Raw genomic sequence first — 18,203 nt, 5'->3', positions numbered from 1 at the left:
CTTGTTTGTTGACTGGACGGACGCTATCGCCAGCAAGCCGGCTCCTACAGGGATTGCGTACAACAGGGTGATCAGGGCGTCTTCCGCCACCGGATCCACCGGGACACCGATATTGGCCATTTCGATCTCCTTTTGGCCGACCTCGCACTATGAACTCACTCGTTCGTCAGCAAGAATCGAAGCAGCATTGCTGTTTCAGCACGCTTGCGAATCCACAACTGAAATCCTGTTTTCCTTGCCCTGGGCAATTTTTAAGGCCTGCCGTGTACAGAACATAAAAACCAACGAGCGACACATTTGGGGAATTCATTCATGGTCATGATGAAACGCATACTGGGCGCCACTGTTTGTGGGCTGACGCTGTTGGCGAGTGCCGTGCACGCCGAACAGCGGGAATTGCGGGTGTACAACTGGGCGGACTACATCCTGCCGTCCGTGCCCAAGGACTTCGCCCAGAAAAGCGGAATCAAAGTGACCTGGGACACCTTCGACACCAACGAATCGCTGGAAGCCAAGCTGCTGACGGGTAACTCGGGGTACGACCTGGTGGTGCCGTCGAACCAGTTCATCGAAACCCAGATCAAGGCAGGTGTATTCCAGAAACTCGACAAGTCCAAGCTGCCGAACTGGAAACACCAGGACCCGGCACTGCTCGCATTGCTGGACAAGAACGATCCGGGCAACCAATACGGCGTGCCCTACATGTACGGCACCGTGCTGATCGGTTTCAACCCGGCCAAGGTCAAGGCCGCGCTGGGTGAGAATGCGCCGGTGGACAGTTGGGATCTGGTGTTCAACCCGCAGAACATGCAGAAGCTGAAATCCTGTGGCGTCGCCATGCTCGACTCACCTTCGGAAATCCTGCCGCTGGCGCTGCACTATCTGGGGCTGGACCCGAACAGCCAGAACCCGGACGACTACGAAAAAGCCAAGGCATTGATGCTGAAGATTCGCCCTTACGTCACCTACTTCAACTCCGCCAAGTACATGACCGACATCGCCAACGGCGACATCTGCGTCGCCATCGGCTATTCCGGCAGCTTCTATCAGTTCGGCAATCGCGCCAAGGAAGCGGGCAACGGCGTAGTGGTCGACTGGCGCTTGCCGAAGGAGGGCGCGCCGATCTGGTTTGATACCTTTGCCATCCCTAAAAGCGCGAAGAACGTGGAGGAAGCCCACGAGTTTCTCAACACCTTGCTGGACCCGAAAGTCATCGCCCCGATCAGTGATTTCCTCGGCTACCCCAACGCCAACAAGGACTCGCTTGCGCTGATCAACAAAGAGATCACCGGCAACCCGAACCTGACGCCGACCAGCGAAGCGTTGAAAACCCTGTATGTGGTGCAACCGCTGCCGCAAAAGCTTGAGCGGGTGCGCACGCGGGTCTGGACCAGCATCAAGTCCGGCGAATAACACCCAAGGCGGAGCGCAATCGGCCGGCCTTACGCATTCCCCTGTAGGAGCCGGCTTGCCGGCGATAGCGGTAGATCAATCAGCATTAATGTTGGCTGGCACACCGCCATCGCCGGCAAGCCGGCTCCTACAGGGGGCATGCCACAGCCCTTTGTTTTTCAGATCCGCGTCAGCGCCTGCGCCAGGTCGGCACGCAGATCCTCGACATCTTCAACTCCCACGGACAACCGCACCAGCCCGTCGCCAATCCCCAGCTGTGCACGGGTTTCTGCGGGGATGGTGGCGTGGGTCATGATCGCCGGGTGCTCGATCAGGCTTTCCACGCCGCCCAGACTCTCGGCCAGGGCGAATATCCGTACGCTCTCAAGGAAGCGCGTGGCACCCGCCAGATCACTCTTCAGATCGACAGAAATCATCCCGCCGAAACCGCGCATCTGCCGCTTTGCCAATTCATGCTGCGGGTGCGACGGCAGGCCCGGGTAGTAGACGCGCGCCACTTGCGGCTGGCGTTCCAGCCATTGCGCCAACTCAAGCGCGTTACTGCAGTGGCGCTCCATGCGCAGCGCCAGGGTTTTCACGCCGCGCAGGGTCAGAAATGCGTCGAACGGTCCGGCGATCGCGCCCACCGAGTTCTGCAGGAAACCCAGGCGTTGCGCCAGTTCCGGGTTCTGCCCGACCACGGCGATGCCGCCGATCACGTCGGAGTGGCCGTTCAGGTATTTGGTGGTCGAGTGCAGCACGATGTCGAAACCCAGCTCCAGCGGGCGCTGGATCCACGGGCTGGCAAAGGTGTTATCGGCGACGCAGATGATGTCGCGGTCGCGGCAGATACGTGCGACGGCGGCGAGGTCGGTCAGGCTCAGCAATGGATTGCTCGGCGTCTCGACCCAGACCATTTTGGTGTCGTCCTGCAACGACGCTTCGAACGCCCCGAGGTCCGTCAGGTCGACGAAGCTGAAGCGATGCCCGGCGCTGCGTTTACGCACCTTGTCGAACAGTCGGAACGTCCCGCCGTACAGGTCATTGCCGGACACGATGTGCGACCCTGCGTCGAGCAGTTCCAGCACCGTGGAAATCGCCGCCAGCCCGGAGGCGAACGCGAAGGCCTGGGTGCCGCTTTCCAGGTCGGCGACGCAGCGTTCCAGGGCGAAGCGCGTCGGGTTGTGCGAGCGCCCGTAATCGAAACCTTTGTGCACGCCGGGGCTTTGTTGCAAATAGGTGGAGTTGGCATAAATCGGTGGCATCAATGCGCCGGTGGTCGGGTCCGGCGTTTGCCCGGCGTGGATCACCCGAGTGGCAAAGGCGCGTGCCGCGGCGTTTTCATCGTGTTGACTCATGCAAGGGATCTCCGCAAATGATTGAGCAGGTCGACGCGAGTAATCAGGCCGTGGAAGCCCGAGGCGTCGGCGATGATCGCGACCAGCCCGCGATCGAGTTCTGCCTGCAGCTTTTCCAGGCTGGCGCTGGGCGGCAGGGTTTCTACTTTGTCGGTCATTGCGCTGGCCACGGTCAAGCGGAAGTGTGAAGGATCTTCCTGCATGCCCAGCAGAATGTCGGATTCGTCGATCACGCCGACCAGTTGCTTGCCGTCCGCCAGCACCGGCAATTGCGACACATCCGCCAGGCGCATGCGCTGGAACGCCGTCAGCAGCGTGTCGTCCGGCCCGACGCTGATCACCCGGCCATCCTCGAAGCGCCGTGCGATCACATCGCGCAGGTCGCCATAAGGTTTGCGCTTGAGCAAGCCCTGATCGTTCATCCACTGGTCGTTGTAGACCTTCGACAGGTAGCGTGTGCCAGTGTCGCAGACGAAGCTGACCACGCGTTTTGGCGTGGTTTGCTCGCGGCAGTAACGCAGCGCCGCCGCCAGCAGGGTGCCGGTCGAAGAACCGCCGAGAATGCCTTCGGCGCGCAGCAGTTGGCGGGCGTGATCGAAGCTTTCCTCGTCGCTGATCGAATAGGCGTGGCGCACGCTGGACAGGTCGGCAATCGAGGGGATGAAGTCTTCGCCGATGCCTTCCACCGCCCACGAACCGGGCGTCTGCATGGTGCCGCTGCGGCTGTATTCGGCCATCACCGAACCGATGGGGTCGGCCAGCACCATTTCCAGATTGGGCTGTACGCGCTTGAAGAAACGGGTCAGCCCGGTCAGCGTGCCGGCCGAGCCGACGCCGACGACAATCGCATCCACGTCATGCTGGGTTTGCGCCCAGATCTCCGGTGCGGTGCTGCACTCATGGGCGAGCGGGTTGGCCGGGTTGTTGAACTGATCGGCGAAGAATGCGTCGGGAATTTCCAGCGCCAGCCGTGCGGCGACGTCCTGGTAATAATCGGGATGGCCCTTGCCCACGTCGGAGCGGGTGATGTGCACCTCGGCGCCCATGGCCTTGAGGTGCAAGACTTTCTCGGTGGACATCTTGTCCGGCACCACCAGCACCACCCGATAGCCCTTGGCACGGCCGACCAAGGCCAGACCGAGGCCGGTGTTGCCGGCGGTGGCCTCGACGATGGTGCCGCCGGACTTCAGCCGGCCGTCGCGCTCGGCTTCGTCGATCATCGCCAGGCCGATGCGGTCCTTGATCGAGCCGCCGGGGTTCTGTGATTCGAGCTTCAGAAACAGGGTGCACGGGCCCGTGTCAAAGCGGCTGACGCGCACCAGCGGCGTATTGCCGATCAGTTCAAGCACGGCAGGGCGGGAGTCGTTCGGCATGTTGTCACCTCTTTGCGAAAATTCGCACGGGAAGGACAGCAACCGGCGGCGAGCCATCGCACGCCGGTCGCCAGCAATGCATCGTTTGGACCATAGGCCGCGAATGCGCCTCTCGCAACTTTGTGCGACCAGCCGGTCACCTGATTGCTGGAGAGAATCCCCGAGTCGGCAATACTCAAGCGACCACCATCAGTCGAGGGCGAGCACCATGACGAAGGAAAGCAGCGGGGGCGAATCGGCCTCTGCGCTGATCGACGCACGAATCAGGGAATTGAATGACTGGCGGGGCGAGACGCTCGCGCGCGTCAGGGCGATCATCCGACAGGCAGACCCCGACGTGGTCGAGGAGTGGAAGTGGAGGGGCGTGCCGGTGTGGTCGCATGCCGGGATCATCTGCACGGGCGAGACGTACAAAGCGGCGGTGAAAATGACCTTCGCCAAAGGCGCTGCGCTGGACGATCCTGCCCATCTCTTCAACGCCAGCCTGGAAGGCAATACCCGTCGGGCGATTGATGTTCATGAAGGCGAGACGCTTGATGAAACAGCATTGAAGGCGCTGATCCGGGCGGCGGTGGTGCTCAACACCTCCAAATGAGTCGGCCGGTTTGTATTCCTGTGTATCCCTCGGGGCCGCAGCTATCTTGGCTTACAAAACCATGGCATCCGCGACACGTCCCCGATACACGACGGCCGCCTAATGGGGCACCACAACGGTATCACCCGGAGAAATGCCATGTTCCGTATCAACGCTCGTCACACCGCCAGAATGCTTGGCGTCGCTGTTGTCACCACTGCCGCACTCGCGGCGTTCTCCGGGATGTCTCAGGCCGAGGAAGTGAAGGCCCCCGCAAAAAGCTGGCAGACAGGGATTCATCGCACCGATCTCCTGAAAAAGGACCTCGATGTCGACGGTCGTGAAGTGATCCAGGTACGGGTTGATATCGATCCGGGCGTCTCGTCGCCCAACCACTCCCATCCCGGCGTGGAGGTGGCTTATGTCATCGACGGCACGTTCGAATATCAACTGGAAGGGCAGCCACCGGTGACGTTGAAGGCCGGTGACTCGCTGTATATCCCGGCTGGCGTCGCGCATATCGCGAAGAACATCGGGACCAAAACCAGCTCCGAACTGGCGACGTACATCGTCAAGAAAGGCGAACCGCTGGTTGTGATCAAACAGTAAGCCAAAGGCACGCAAATCCCCTGTAGGAGCCGGCTTGCTGGCGATAGCGGTGTGTCAGCCAACATCAATAGTGATTGATAAGCCGCCATCGCCGGCAAGCCGGCTCCTACAGGATTTACGTTAACCGAACATTCCCCGTCCATACGCGCACTTGTAGGAGCCGGCTTGCCGGCGATAGCGGTGTGTCAGCCAACATCAATGGTGATTGATACGCCGCCATCGCCAGCAAGCCGGCTCCTACAAAGGTTTCAGCGTTCGGCGGGCTAGCACGACGCCGAGCGCAACAACGATCAGCCCCAACGCTACCGCGAAGGTGACCCGCATGCCGTGGGCCACGGCTTCGGGTGGCGTCAGGGTGATGTCGGCCGCCTGCGAGGCGAGGGCAAATACAGCGCCCAATGCCGAGGCACCGGTGATCAATCCCAGATTTCGCGACAGATTGAGCATGCCCGAGACAACGCCGCGCTGATCGGGCTGTACATCGCTCATGACCGTGGTGTTGTTGGCCGTCTGGAATACGGCATAGCCGAGCGTGATCACCACCATCGGTGCAACGTACCCGCCGATGCCAACTGTCAGCGGCAACACCGATAACACCAGGCACCCGACGGCCATGGCGATCAGCCCGGCGACAGTCATCCGTTGGGCGCCGAATCGGTCGGCGATCCGGCCGGCGGGCACACCTGTCAGGGCCGCGACACAGGGCCCGACCGCGAGCACTATGCCCACCACAACCGCCTTCAGCCCAAGCCCGTGGGCCAGATAAAACGGCCCGACCACCAGCGTTGCCATCATCACCGTCGCGACCAGTGTGCTCATGGCCAGGCTCGCGCTCAGCACCGGGTTGCGAAACATCGCCAGCCGTATCAGCGGCGAAGCGACTTTCATTTCAACCAAAACGAAGAGCCCCACGCCGAACCCCGCCGCCAACAGCAAGCCGATATTAAGCAGCCCGAAATGGCCACGGCCCAGCGTCATGGCCAGCGCATACGCCGCCAACGTCAACGCCAACACCAGCGTGCCCCACGCGTCGAAATGGACGCTCCCGGTGGTTGCCTTCTGCCGATCCGCCGGCAGGTAGCGATGCGCAAGCAGCAGCGTCATCAGGCCCAATGGCACGGTGACCAGGAACATCGCCTGCCAACCGAACCCACTGATCAACAGACCGCCCAGCGATGGCCCCAGTGCGGTGCCAATCGCCGACATCGTCCCGAGCAACCCCATGGCGCTGCCGGTTTTGGCTTTCGCCACTGTCTCACCGACGAAGGCCATGGTCAGCGCCATCATGATCGCCGCACCGAGGCCTTGCAGGGCTCGGGCGCCGATCAACGTGCCCAATGTCGGTGCCCACGCGCACAGCGCCGAGGCGAGGGTGAACAGGCCAATGCCGCCGAGCAGCAACCGGCGGCGGCCGATCAGGTCACCGAGCCTTCCGACGCTGACGATCAGCGTGGTGATCGCCAGCAGATACGCGATGACGACCCATTGCACGTCCTGAAAGGTCGCACCGAACACCTGGGCCAGCGTCGGCAAGCCGACGTTGGCGACGCTGGTGCCGAGTGACGACAGCAGCATCGACAGCGAAAGGCTGACCAGCGCCCAGCGCACGGCGGGTGTCTGTGTTGTGTTGTCGACGATGGCGATAGTCGGCTTCATGCTGTCCCTCTGGATCTGACCGCTCCCGAAGTGGAGCTATCAGAAATCTACGCTGGCGCCTAACATGGCGGAAGGCGCACGGGTTGCACTCTACTCGTGCGTCAAACGCCATCTCACCCGGCCGTGGGGCAACGCATGTCGACTCCCGATTTCAATTTGCTGATCACCCTTGATGTGCTGCTCGCTGAAGGCAGCGTGGCGCGTGCCGCTAAACGCTTGCGCCTGAGCCCGTCGGCGATGAGCCGGGCGTTGGCGCGGTTGCGCGAAACCACCGGTGACCCGTTGCTGGTCCGGGCCGGGCGCGGACTGGTCGCCACGCCTCGGGCGCTGGAATTGCGCGAGCGGGTCAGCCAGTTGGTGCAGGACGCCGAAGCGGTGCTGCGCCCGGCGCAACAGCCTGACCTGACACAATTGGTCCGCACGTTCACGCTGCGTACCAGCGAGGGCTTTGTGGAGACCTTTGGCGCGCCGCTCATCGCCCGCGTCGCCGAGCAAGCGCCGGGCGTGCTGCTGCGCTTCATGCACAAACCTGACAAGGACAGCACGTCGCTGCGGGACGGGACCGTTGATCTGGAAACCGGTGTGGTGGGGAAGGCTGCCGGGCCTGAGTTAAGGACCCAGGGTTTGTTTCGTGACCGATTCATCGGCGTGGTGCGTGTGGGTCATCCGTTGAGCCAGGGCGAGATCACTCCGGAACGTTATGCGGCGGGTGGTCACATCAGCGTCTCGCGGCGCGGGCTCGACAAGGGGCCTGTCGATGAAGCGCTGGCGGCGCTGCAACTGGAACGGCAGGTCGCGACCATCGTTGCCGGTTTCTCGACCGCGTTGGCGCTTGCCCGAGCCACCGATTTGATCGCTGCCGTTCCTGAACGCCACACCGAAAACCTGCGGGCGGGCATGCACAGTTTTGCGCTGCCGGTTGCCTTGCCGGAATTCACCGTCGCGATGCTCTGGCATCCGCGTCTGGACGCCGATCCGGTGCATCGCTGGTTACGCGGGTGTGTTCGTGAGGTCTGTGCGCAATAGCCAGTGACGGTCAGTCTCAAAAACTGAACGACCGCGAAGTGTGTTGGGCCAGCTCGGCATCCAGCAGATGTTCGGCCAGCACATCATTCAAAAAGCGGAATTGATCGTTGAGGCCGACCACTTCGTTGCTGAAGTGGTTGCCGGCGGCGGGCATCAGCAGCGCTTCGAAGTTCTTGTCGAACACCAGCGACAGCACTTTGCGCGAGACGGCCTGCTGCGAGTAGTAGTTGTTGCCGAACACCGGAAAGCTCACGGCGAGGGTGACGGTGTGGATCATGATGTGCGCTCCTCGGTCAGGACGTACCACGAAAAAACGGTCAGCGTGAAGGCTGTCAGGGCCAGGCAGGTCAGCAGATGGATCAACATGATTTGCCCCTCCGGTTCGGGGTTGTGTGTCGGGTTGAAGTTGATCCTACGCTGACGGTTCATGAGCGGAAGGCATTCGCGGCGATGGTGAATATCGATGTGAGTGATGGTCGGGTTTTTGTGGTGTTCTTGAGGGACCCTTCGCGGGCAAGCCTCGCTCCTACAGGGGCCGGTATTGAGATGTTATTTTGTGAACGACGCTGATCCCTTGTGGGAGCGAGCCTGCTCGCGATGCTCTTGCGGGCAAACACCTATACTCAGGTAGAAACCCTTAATCTGATTTCAACCCTAGAGAACCGCGATCTTGAACCTGCGTTCGCTGATCGTCGCCGTGCTGCTGGTGTTGGCGGGATGCGTCACGCCTGCGCGTGCCCCGGCGCCTGCGCCGCCCGTGGTCATTTCCCAGAGCACCTGGCAGCAGGTGGATCGGGACATCGTCGCGGCATCCCAGTCCGCCACCGAACAGGCAAAAATCTATTCGCGCGGCGCCATGGATTACTGGCGAACCCGGGTCTATCAACTGACCGAAGAAAAATTCATTCCCTGGTTCAGCAGTTACTGGACCCAGGAATGGCTGTCGATGAAAGTCAGCTGGTACAGCCTCAGCGCCCAGGGTGAGCAGGATGCCTCGTCGAAACGCCTGGCGGCCTATCTGCTGGAGCAATACCAGAAACGCGTGCTGGCCCCGGTCGCGGTTGAGATTGATCCCGACCAGATCCTCGGTCTGGCCACGGCGTTCTACGTGGATATTCTTCAGGAAGAACTGCAAAAAATCTCCCAGCGCCACGGCGTGCCCATGGCCCAGCTCAATGGCCGTATCCAGAAAATCCCGGCCATTGCCCTCGGACCGCCGCCCGCGCGAGACGCTTCGCTGTACCAGGTCGTGCACACCCAGCCGCTCAACACCCTGCCGGCGTACGCGGCGCTGATCGACAAAATCCACAAGGCCGGCGGTAGCAAGGGTGTTGATTCCACCGACCAAGCCATGGCGCCGGTGGCCAAGCGCGCCAGCCAGCGGATGGAAGCCGAAATGGCCCCGCGCGGTGCCGCCAGCGCGGTGTCCGCAGCGGCGGGAAAAATCGCCGGAGGCTTGATTACCTTGGGCGTGGCGGGAATTCGCGCACTGATTCAGGCCAACGACCGACCGGACAGCGAGGCGCTGATTCGCAGCAGCCTGGGCAACACGTTCGATAAGGCCTGGATAAAAATGGTGCAGAACCCGACCTCTGGTGTGATGGCGGGGACGTTGTACATGGCAGGGCAGATCGAGGGCAACCTGGCGGGGAGTGCCGACGTACCGTCGGTCAGTTCGGGCAGCGGCGCTGTCGATTGGAGCCCGTCCGAACCGACTAAACCGCAGATCGACCCTCAACCCCCGGCAGGAGAATGACCATGTCTTACGTCGATGGCTGTGTCTTTGCGGTGCCCAGTGCCAACCGCGAAAAATTCAAGAAACACGCGGAATCCGCCGCTGTGATTTTCAAGGAAAACGGCGCCCTGAGTATTGTCGAATGCTGGGGCGATGACGTGCCCGATGGCAAAGTGACTTCGTTTCCGCTGGCCGTGAAACTTAAGGATGACGAAACCGTGGTGTTTTCCTGGATCGTCTGGCCGGACAAGCCCACCCGCGATGCCGGCATGCAGAAATTGATGGCCGACCCGCGTATGCAGCAGGACGTCAACCCGATGCCGTTCGATGGTCAGCGGATGATCTTCGGTGGCTTCAACATCCTCTTGCAGGTCTGAGCGTGTGGCAGGATCACTCCGGCGTCGGGGTGATCCTGCAACTCTTGCGATTGCGGATCTCGCTGTCCGTCGGTCGCTCTTTGACAAACTCGAAACGCGGTTCACCTTCGCTATAGTGAACCAGCCAGCCCCATTCCAGCTCTGACTCATCCTGACCCGGTTGCGGTGGCACGGCCCACCATGGCTCTTTGCTGATGATCTCTCGCATGGCCCCGTCCCGTTTATTCGGTTGGTTCAACTATAACGTGCATGTCAGGAGGTGCCAGGCGTGAGCGACGAAACCCCGGAGCCGGTCAAACGGCTGTTTTTTGCATTGGATTGCCCACCCGAACAGCGCAAGGCGATTGCCCAATGGCGCAGCGCGCTGCTATTGCGCATCGGGCGTCCGGTGCCGGTGGAAAATTTCCATCTGACGTTGCTGTTTTTGGGCGCTGTGGAGGTGGCGCAGATTGCCGAAATTTGCACGGCGGCAGCAAAGGTGCGCGTGCCGGGTGCGGCGTTGCGGTTGGCGCTGGATCGCCTGGATGTGTGGCGCAGGGCCGGGGTGTTGGTGCTCGCGCCGGAACAGGCGCCGCCGGAGTTGCTGCGGCTGGTGTATGCACTGGAGCAGGCGATGTTGCCGTTCGGGTTTGAAGAGGCACACAAGGAATTCAGGCCGCATCTGACGTTGATGCGTGACTATCGGGCGCCGGTGCCTGAGTCGACGACGCCGCCGGAGTTTTTTCTGCGGGCGGATCGATTTGTGTTGTTTGAATCCCACAAGGGCCGCTATCGGGCGCTGGCCGAATGGCCGCTGGTGCCGGCATAAAAAAAGGCGCCCGAGGAGGGCGCCGAACTCACCTTAACCGAGGAAGCCAGGTGAGGCCGTTCGTCAGAGAGGAGTGCAGCGGTGGTAAGGCGCTGCGTGAACGGAAACAGTTGGATTTTGTGTTGCCAGTGATGGCCTCATCGCCGGCAAGCCGGCTCCTACAATGATCTGCGGTGCGACGCGTACCCTGTAGGAGCTGGCTTGCCAGCGATAGCAATCTTGGGTCCGACGATTATTTCCCGAGCTTCACCCGCGTCCAGCCGCGCGTCATCACCCGCTGAACCCCGATCGGCATGTCCGGAATCGCGTACAACGTCGCCATCACGGCCAAGGGCGGATACGAGCCCGGATCATCGCGAATCGCTTCATCCACCAAGGGCGTCGCCGCCGCGTTGGCGTTGCTGTAGCCGATGTTGTTGGTGATCTCGGCGATGATGTCCGGGCGCATCAGGAAGTTCATGAACAGATAGGCGTTGTCGACGTTCGCCGCATCCCGTGGGATTGCGACCATGTCGTAGAAACTGCCGGCGCCTTCCTTCGGAATGCTGTATTCGATTTTCACCTTGTCGCCCGCTTCCTGTGCGCGGGCCTTGGCTTGCAGCACGTCGCCGGAATAACCGACAGCGACGCAGATGTTGCCGTTGGCCAGGTCGGAGATGTACTTCGACGAATGGAAGTACGCCACCGACGGCCGGATCTTCATGAACAGCGCTTCAGCTTCGGCGATCTGCGCCTTGTCCTGCGAGTTCACCGGGTAGCCCAGGTAGTGCAGGGCGGCGGGCAGCATTTCGGTCGGTGAGTCGAGGAAGCTGATGCCGCAGGCTTTCAGCTTCTCGGCGTTTTCCGGTTTGAACAGCAAGTCCCAGGAGTTGGTCGGCGCATTGGCACCGAGCACTTCCTTGACCTTGGCCGGGTTGAACCCGATGCCGATCGAGCCCCACATATACGGGAAGGCGTGACCGTTTTCCGGGTCGCTGGCCGAAGCGTTTTTCAGCAACACCGGGTTGAGGTTTTTCCAGTTCGGCAGCTTCGACTTGTCCAGTTCCTGGTAGACGCCAGCCTTGATCTGCTTGGCCAGGAAGCTGTTGGACGGCACGACAATGTCGTAGCCGGATTTGCCTGCGAGCAGGCGTGCCTCAAGGGTTTCGTTGCTGTCGAACACATCGTAGGTCACGCGGATACCGGTCTCGTCTTCGAACTTCTTGACGGTGTCCGGGGCGATGTAATCCGACCAGTTGTAGACGCGCAGTACCTTGTCATTGGCCTGGGCGCCGGTAGCCATCGCGCCCAATAAGGACAGTGTCAGCAGAGTCCTGCCAAACATTTTCATCGGTACAACTCCATTTCTCTTTTTATTCAAAATCACACAGCAAGCGCTTGCGCGCTCCTTTGTAGGAGCGAGCCTGCTCGCGAAAAACCTGAGGACGCCGCGTTCAATCAGACAGCCCGCGTTATCGTTGAAGTCCATCGCGAGCGGGCTCGCTCCTACAGGGACGGGTATCAGGCCGTCGCTCCTGCCATTTGCTTTTCAGGTTGCTGCCAGGATTCGCTGGCGGTCTGGTCCATCGCTTCCTGGATCGCCCGTTTGCGGCTGGCTTCGGCGCGGCGGCTGAAGTACCAGACCATGAAGGTCACAATCGAAACGGCGAGCAGTATCAGGCTGGCCACGGCGTTGATCTCAGGCTTCACGCCCAGACGCACCGCCGAGAACACTTCCATCGGCAGGGTCGTCGAGCCTGGGCCGGACACGAAGCTCGCCAACACCAGGTCATCCAGCGACAGGGCAAACGACATCATGCCGCCGGCCGCCAGTGACGGCGCGATCATCGGGATGGTGATCAGGAAAAACACCTTGAACGGCTTCGCCCCGAGGTCCATGGCCGCTTCTTCGATGGACAGGTCCAGCTCACGAAGGCGGGCAGAGACGACCACTGCCACATAGGCCGCACAAAACGTGGTGTGGGCGATCCAGATGGTCACGATGCCACGCTCCATCGGCCAGCCGATCAGCTGCGCCATGGCCACGAACAGCAGCAACAGCGACAGGCCGGTGATCACTTCTGGCATCACCAACGGCGCGGTGACCAGGCCACCAAACAGCGTACGGCCCTTGAAACGCGTGACACGAGTCAGCACGAACGCCGCCAAAGTCCCCAGCGCCACAGCCGCAATCGCGGTGTAGCAGGCGATTTCCAGCGAGCGCACCACCGAGCCCATCAGTTGCGAGTTGTCGAGCAAGCCGACGTACCACTTCACCGACCAGCCGCCCCACACCGTCACCAGTTTCGAGGCGTTGAACGAGTAGATCACCAGAATCAGCATCGGCAGGTAGATAAACGACAGGCCGAAAATCAGCATGAACTTTGAAAATCCGAAGCGTTTCATCCCCGACCCTCCATCTCTTTGGCCTGGCTACGGTTGAACAACAGGATCGGCACAATCAGGATCAACAGCATCACCACCGCCAGGGCAGACGCCACCGGCCAGTCGCGGTTATTGAAGAACTCTTGCCACAGCACACGGCCGATCATCAGGGTTTCCGGGCCGCCCAGCAGTTCCGGAATCACGAACTCACCGACCACCGGAATGAACACCAGCATGCAGCCGGCGATGATCCCGTTCTTGGCCAGCGGCACGGTGATCTTCCAGAAGTTGTTGAAGTTGCTCGACCCCAGGTCCGAACCCGCTTCCAGCAAGCTTTGATCGTGCTTGACCAGGTTGGCGTACAGCGGCAAGACCATGAACGGCAGGTAGGCGTAGACCACGCCGATGTACACGGCCGTGTTGGTATTGAGGATCTCGATCGGGTGATCGGTGAGCCCGGTCCACATCAAGAACGCGTTGAGCAAACCGTTGTTGCTGAGGATGCCCATCCACGCATACACGCGGATCAGGATCGCAGTCCAGGTCGGCATCATGATCAACAGCAGCAAGACGTTTTGCGCTTCCTTGCTTGCCTTGGTGATCGCGTAGGCCATCGGGAAACCGATCACCAGGCACATCAGCGTGCTGAAAAACGCGACCTTCAACGAGCCGAAGTAAGCCGAGATGTACAACTCATCCTCGGTCAGCAGCAGGTAATTGCCGACGTTGAGGAACAGCTGGAGTTTCTGTTCGGCGAAGGTGTAGATCTCGGAGTAAGGAGGAATGGCCAGCGCCGCTTCCGAGAAGCTGATCTTCATCACCAGGAAGAACGGCAACAGGAAAAACAGGCACAGCCACAGGAATGGAATCCCGATGACGAGCTTTCGACCACTCGGCATCAGCCGCATGAACCGCTGATTGAGTGTTTTCATGAGCGCAGTACCACGCCGCTGTCGTCTTCCCACCACACGTAGACCTTGTCGTCCCAGGTCGGACGCGCGCCACGGCGTTCGGCGTTGGCCATGAACGACTGCACGACTTTGCCGCCAGGCAATTCGACGTAGAACACCGAGTGACCGCCGAGGTAGGCGATGTCATGCACCTTGCCCTGGGACCAGTTGTAGCGGGACTCGGGTTGGGTGGTGCTGACCAGCAGTTTTTCCGGACGGATCGCGTAGGTGATGGACTTGTCCTCCACCGAAGTGCTGACGCCGTGGCCGACGTAGATCTTCTGTTCCAGATCCTTGCTGTGAATGATCGCGTGACCTTCAAGGTCCTCGACAACGGTGCCTTCGAAGGCGTTCACGTTGCCGATGAATTCGCAGACCATGCGGCTGACCGGGGCTTCGTAAATGTCCACCGGGCTGCCGATCTGGGCGATCCAGCCCAGGTGCATGATCGCGATACGCTGGGCCATGGTCATGGCCTCTTCCTGGTCGTGGGTCACCATCACGCAGGTCACGCCAACGCGTTCGATGATTTCCACCAGCTCAAGCTGCATCTGCGAACGCAGTTTTTTATCCAGCGCGCCCATCGGTTCGTCGAGCAGCAACAGCTTCGGACGTTTCGCCAGGGAGCGGGCGAGGGCGACACGCTGACGCTGACCGCCGGACAGTTGATGGGGTTTGCGTTTGGCGTATTGGGTCATGTGCACCAGGCGCAGCATCTCTTCCACGCGGGCGTCGATTTCACTGGCGGGCAAACGGTCCTGCTTGAGGCCGAAGGCAATGTTCTGTGCGACGGTCATGTGCGGGAACAGGGCGTACGACTGGAACATCATGTTGATCGGCCGTTCGTACGGCGGCATGTCGGTGATGTCCACGCCATCGAGCAGGATCCGCCCTTCGGTCGGGCGCTCGAAGCCGGCGAGCATGCGTAGCAGCGTCGATTTGCCGGAACCGGAACCGCCGAGCAAGGCGAAGATTTCCCCTTGATGAATCTCAAGCGAAACATCGTCCACTGCGGTGGTTTCGTCGAATTTCTTGGTGACGCGGTCGACTTTCACCAACACCTTTTTCGGTGCCTGGTGACCTTCAAGAGCCTTCCTGTAAATGCTGGAGGCGTTTGCCATGTGAAACTCCCAACAGGTTTCAGTCGTCGGGCCAACGCGGCCTGACTTAAGAGTGGATTGCAAGCCCGGGGCATTCGGTTGGCGCAACCCCCTGTAGGAGCGAGGCTTGCCCGCGAAGACGGTATGTCAGTCGATATCATCGTTGCCTGAAACACCGCCTTCGCGGGCAAGCCTCGCTCCTACAAAGGATTGCGCTCGCCTGATCCATACCGCTCGGGCTTATTCGGCGCCGCCGTCCTGGCTGCCTGGGTCGTACTTGTTGTTATTGCAGTGTGTTTTTTTCGCGAGCCACGGACGCGCAAAGGCACGCCCGCCAAACTCGCGGGGGCAGTAAATGGGTGTTTTGGGTCAGCGGGTTTTGCGCTGCGCGGCCCGTCGTCGGCATGCATCGCCGAACGCCTGGAAAATACTCAAATAAGGAGGATTCGAAAGCACCTGCCATTCCGGGTGCCATTGCACACCGACCGCGAAGGTCGGGCTGTGGTCCACCGAAATCGCTTCGATCAGACCGTCCGGCGCAATCGCCTCGGCACGCAGGCCGGGAGCGAGGCGGTCGATGCCCTGGCTGTGAATCGAATTGACCATGAACTCGGTCGGCAACTCCAGCGCTTCGAACACGCCACCCGGTTGCACCGTCACCGCATGCGCCGGGGCGTATTGCACCGCCAGCTCAGGGCTGTCCGCTTCGCGATGATCGAGCATGCCCGGCAGCTCATGCACCTTCTGATGCAGGCTGCCGCCGAACGCCACGTTCATTTCCTGGAAGCCACGGCAGATGCCGAGTACCGGAACGCCCACCGCAATGGCTGCACGCAATAAAGGAAGGGTAGTGGCGTCCCGCGCCGGATCGTGATCCGTGCCGGGAGCGCTGGCCGGGCCTTGATAGTGGAAGGGCTCCACATTCGATGGCGAACCGGTCAGCAACAGACCGTCGAGATGCGCGAGCACATCCTCGATTTCAGTCAGTTCGCCTAAGGAAGGAATGACCACGGGCAGCCCCAGAGCCGCGACGCTGACAGCACGCAAGTACTTGTCGCCGCTGATGTGGTAGGGGTGCAGGCCAATCTGTTTGACGCACGCTGTAACGCCGATCAATGGCTTGAATGCCATTTTTATCACCTCGACCTTGAACGAGTTTTTCAGGAGCTTAGCTTTGTTGATTTTAATTAACAACTCTCATGTAAAAAATTCTAAACGCCGCACGTCCGATTGCTAGTCTTTGTGCGGTGTTGAGGGCCTATATGGCACTCTCGTGCCCAGAAAAGTCCCAAAAATAAAGGATGAAAGGCCAAGTGTTCGCTATTGACTTCACTTTGCCGTTCGGGTTGACTGGGCTCCAGAAAGTGCGGTGAACATAATAATTAACAGCTAATAGGTGCATCATGTCGGTCCCTCTGCGTGCCGTTCAACTCAACGAAGCAAACGCATTCCTTAAGAAATATCCTGAGGTTTTGTACGTCGACCTTCTGATTGCGGATATGAACGGTGTGGTGCGCGGCAAGCGCATCGAGCGCACCAGTCTTCATAAGGTCTACGAAAAAGGCATCAACCTGCCGGCGTCCCTGTTTGCCCTGGACATCAATGGCTCCACGGTGGAAAGCACCGGCCTGGGTCTGGACATCGGCGACTCCGACCGGATCTGCTATCCAATCCCTGGCACCCTGAGCATCGAGCCTTGGCAGAAGCGCCCGACCGCGCAACTGTTGATGACCATGCACGAGCTCGAAGGCGAACCGTTCTTCGCCGACCCGCGTGAAGTGCTGGCCAATGTGGTGCGCAAGTTCGATGAACTTGGCCTGACCATTTGCGCTGCGTTCGAACTCGAGTTCTACCTGATCGACCAGGACAACGTGAACGGTCGTCCGCAATCGCCACGCTCGCCGGTCTCCGGCAAACGTCCGATGTCGACCCAGGTGTATTTGATCGACGACCTCGACGAATACGTCGATTGCCTGCAAGACATCCTCGAAGGTGCGAAAGAGCAGGGCATTCCGGCCGACGCCATCGTCAAGGAAAGCGCCCCGGCGCAGTTCGAAGTGAACCTGCATCACGTCAACGACCCGATCAAGGCCTGCGACTACGCGGTGTTGCTCAAGCGTCTGGTGAAGAACATCGCCTACGACCACGAGATGGACACCACGTTTATGGCCAAGCCGTATCCGGGCCAGGCGGGCAACGGTTTGCACGTGCACATTTCGATTCTCGACAAAGAAGGCAACAACATCTTTGCCAGCGAGGATCCCGAGCAGAACGCCGCGCTGCGACACGCGATCGGCGGTGTGCTCGAGACCCTGCCGGCGCAGATGGCTTTCCTGTGCCCGAACGTCAACTCGTACCGCCGTTTCGGCGCGCAGTTCTACGTACCGAACTCGCCGAGCTGGGGCATCGACAACCGTACTGTTGCGGTACGTGTGCCGACCGGTTCCTCCGATGCCGTGCGCATCGAACACCGCGTTGCCGGTGCGGATGCCAACCCGTACTTGTTGATGGCTTCGGTGCTGGCGGGCGTGCACCACGGCCTGACCAACAAGATCGAGCCGGGCGCACCCGTGGAAGGCAACAGCTACGAGCAAAACGAGCAAAGCCTGCCGAACAACCTGCGCGATGCATTGCGCGAGCTGGACGACAGCGAAGTCATGGCCAAATACATCGACCCGCTGTACATCGACGTGTTCGTGGCGTGCAAGGAAAGCGAGCTGGCCGAGTTCGAAAACTCCATTTCGGACCTTGAGTACAACTGGTACCTGCACACGGTTTGACGAGATCTGCGTCGACGACACAAAACCTTGTAGGAGCCAGCTTGCTGGCGATAGCGGTAGATCAATCAACATTGATCTCGCCTGACACACCGCCATCGCCC

The 18,203-nt window shown here is 60.5% G+C and carries 18 protein-coding genes; 8 read left to right on the top strand and 10 right to left on the bottom strand.

Annotated features, from left to right (window positions below):
• Positions 1-312: 312 nt before the first annotated feature.
• Complete coding sequence (locus KGB25_RS22030; RefSeq protein ID WP_008027246.1) at positions 313-1,413, top strand: polyamine ABC transporter substrate-binding protein; 1,101 nt, start codon at positions 313-315, stop codon at positions 1,411-1,413.
• A gap of 158 nt (positions 1,414-1,571) precedes the next feature.
• On the opposite strand, the gene KGB25_RS22025 is transcribed toward KGB25_RS22030, so the two are convergent.
• Together KGB25_RS22025 and KGB25_RS22020 are read right to left on the bottom strand one after the other, a co-directional pair.
• Positions 1,572-2,750, bottom strand: a complete 1,179-nt coding sequence (locus tag KGB25_RS22025; RefSeq protein WP_008027244.1) for a cystathionine gamma-synthase — start codon at positions 2,748-2,750, stop codon at positions 1,572-1,574.
• Positions 2,747-4,123, bottom strand: coding sequence for a pyridoxal-phosphate dependent enzyme (locus KGB25_RS22020; protein ID WP_008039030.1), 1,377 nt, complete (start codon positions 4,121-4,123; stop codon positions 2,747-2,749). The genes KGB25_RS22025 and KGB25_RS22020 overlap by 4 nt, the downstream gene beginning before the upstream one ends.
• 208 nt (positions 4,124-4,331) lie before the next feature.
• Between KGB25_RS22020 and KGB25_RS22015 the strand changes: the two genes are divergently transcribed.
• Both KGB25_RS22015 and KGB25_RS22010 read left to right on the top strand, forming a co-directional pair.
• Complete coding sequence (locus KGB25_RS22015) at positions 4,332-4,718, top strand: DUF1801 domain-containing protein (RefSeq protein ID WP_223436637.1); 387 nt, start codon at positions 4,332-4,334, stop codon at positions 4,716-4,718.
• A gap of 138 nt (positions 4,719-4,856) precedes the next feature.
• The gene (locus KGB25_RS22010) at positions 4,857-5,306 is read left to right on the top strand and encodes a cupin domain-containing protein (RefSeq protein ID WP_192228310.1); all 450 of its coding nucleotides are present in this window, start codon (positions 4,857-4,859) and stop codon (positions 5,304-5,306) included.
• 237 nt (positions 5,307-5,543) lie between these two features.
• Here KGB25_RS22010 and KGB25_RS22005 read toward each other — a convergent pair whose 3' ends face one another.
• Positions 5,544-6,962: an MFS transporter gene (locus KGB25_RS22005; protein WP_223436635.1), complete on the bottom strand. Its 1,419-nt coding sequence runs from the start codon at positions 6,960-6,962 to the stop codon at positions 5,544-5,546.
• Positions 6,963-7,097: 135 nt separating this feature from the next.
• On the opposite strand from KGB25_RS22005, the gene KGB25_RS22000 reads away from it, so the two are divergent.
• Positions 7,098-7,988, top strand: coding sequence for a LysR family transcriptional regulator (locus tag KGB25_RS22000; protein ID WP_223436633.1), 891 nt, complete (start codon positions 7,098-7,100; stop codon positions 7,986-7,988).
• A 16-nt stretch (positions 7,989-8,004) separates the two neighbouring features.
• Here the strand turns inward: KGB25_RS22000 and KGB25_RS21995 are convergent, their stop codons facing one another.
• On the bottom strand, positions 8,005-8,265 hold the full coding sequence (locus KGB25_RS21995) for a hypothetical protein (RefSeq protein ID WP_008027230.1): 261 nt from the start codon (positions 8,263-8,265) through the stop codon (positions 8,005-8,007).
• A gap of 393 nt (positions 8,266-8,658) precedes the next feature.
• On the opposite strand from KGB25_RS21995, the gene KGB25_RS21990 reads away from it, so the two are divergent.
• Both KGB25_RS21990 and KGB25_RS21985 read left to right on the top strand, forming a co-directional pair.
• Positions 8,659-9,744 carry a hypothetical protein gene (locus tag KGB25_RS21990; protein WP_223436631.1) on the top strand — a complete coding sequence of 362 codons (1,086 nt, stop codon included), beginning with the start codon at positions 8,659-8,661 and terminating at the stop codon, positions 9,742-9,744.
• A 2-nt stretch (positions 9,745-9,746) separates the two neighbouring features.
• Entirely contained in the window at positions 9,747-10,100 is a 354-nt protein-coding gene (locus KGB25_RS21985; RefSeq protein ID WP_008027222.1) for a DUF1428 domain-containing protein, read from the top strand.
• 13 nt (positions 10,101-10,113) lie between these two features.
• Here KGB25_RS21985 and KGB25_RS21980 read toward each other — a convergent pair whose 3' ends face one another.
• Positions 10,114-10,308 (bottom strand): hypothetical protein, encoded by a 195-nt coding sequence (locus tag KGB25_RS21980; RefSeq protein ID WP_192415742.1) that lies wholly within the window; start codon positions 10,306-10,308, stop codon positions 10,114-10,116.
• Positions 10,309-10,368: 60 nt separating this feature from the next.
• On the opposite strand from KGB25_RS21980, the gene thpR reads away from it, so the two are divergent.
• Positions 10,369-10,908: an RNA 2',3'-cyclic phosphodiesterase gene (gene thpR, locus KGB25_RS21975; RefSeq protein WP_223436629.1), complete on the top strand. Its 540-nt coding sequence runs from the start codon at positions 10,369-10,371 to the stop codon at positions 10,906-10,908.
• A 232-nt stretch (positions 10,909-11,140) separates the two neighbouring features.
• Here the strand turns inward: thpR and KGB25_RS21970 are convergent, their stop codons facing one another.
• From KGB25_RS21970 to KGB25_RS21950, 5 genes are all read right to left on the bottom strand, one after another.
• Positions 11,141-12,238, bottom strand: a complete 1,098-nt coding sequence (locus tag KGB25_RS21970; protein WP_008027216.1) for a polyamine ABC transporter substrate-binding protein — start codon at positions 12,236-12,238, stop codon at positions 11,141-11,143.
• Between the two features lie 170 nt (positions 12,239-12,408).
• Positions 12,409-13,293: an ABC transporter permease subunit gene (locus tag KGB25_RS21965; RefSeq protein ID WP_008027215.1), complete on the bottom strand. Its 885-nt coding sequence runs from the start codon at positions 13,291-13,293 to the stop codon at positions 12,409-12,411.
• A complete protein-coding gene (locus tag KGB25_RS21960; protein WP_162130710.1) occupies positions 13,290-14,171 on the bottom strand; it encodes an ABC transporter permease subunit in 882 nt (293 codons plus the stop codon). Before KGB25_RS21960 ends, KGB25_RS21965 begins: the two co-directional genes overlap by 4 nt.
• A gap of 29 nt (positions 14,172-14,200) precedes the next feature.
• A complete protein-coding gene (gene potA / locus KGB25_RS21955) occupies positions 14,201-15,343 on the bottom strand; it encodes a polyamine ABC transporter ATP-binding protein (protein WP_008027211.1) in 1,143 nt (380 codons plus the stop codon).
• Between the two features lie 348 nt (positions 15,344-15,691).
• Complete coding sequence (locus KGB25_RS21950; RefSeq protein WP_223436627.1) at positions 15,692-16,453, bottom strand: gamma-glutamyl-gamma-aminobutyrate hydrolase family protein; 762 nt, start codon at positions 16,451-16,453, stop codon at positions 15,692-15,694.
• Positions 16,454-16,725: 272 nt separating this feature from the next.
• Between KGB25_RS21950 and KGB25_RS21945 the strand changes: the two genes are divergently transcribed.
• Positions 16,726-18,102: a glutamine synthetase family protein gene (locus KGB25_RS21945; RefSeq protein WP_008039000.1), complete on the top strand. Its 1,377-nt coding sequence runs from the start codon at positions 16,726-16,728 to the stop codon at positions 18,100-18,102.
• Positions 18,103-18,203: the final 101 nt, after the last annotated feature.

This window comes from Pseudomonas sp. BF-RE-21 (genome assembly GCF_019947305.1).
In the GTDB taxonomy this organism is placed as follows: domain Bacteria; phylum Pseudomonadota; class Gammaproteobacteria; order Pseudomonadales; family Pseudomonadaceae; genus Aquipseudomonas; species Aquipseudomonas migulae.
The sequence above is the reverse complement of the archived record's forward strand: the minus strand, read 5'-3'. Positions and strand labels throughout refer to the sequence as shown.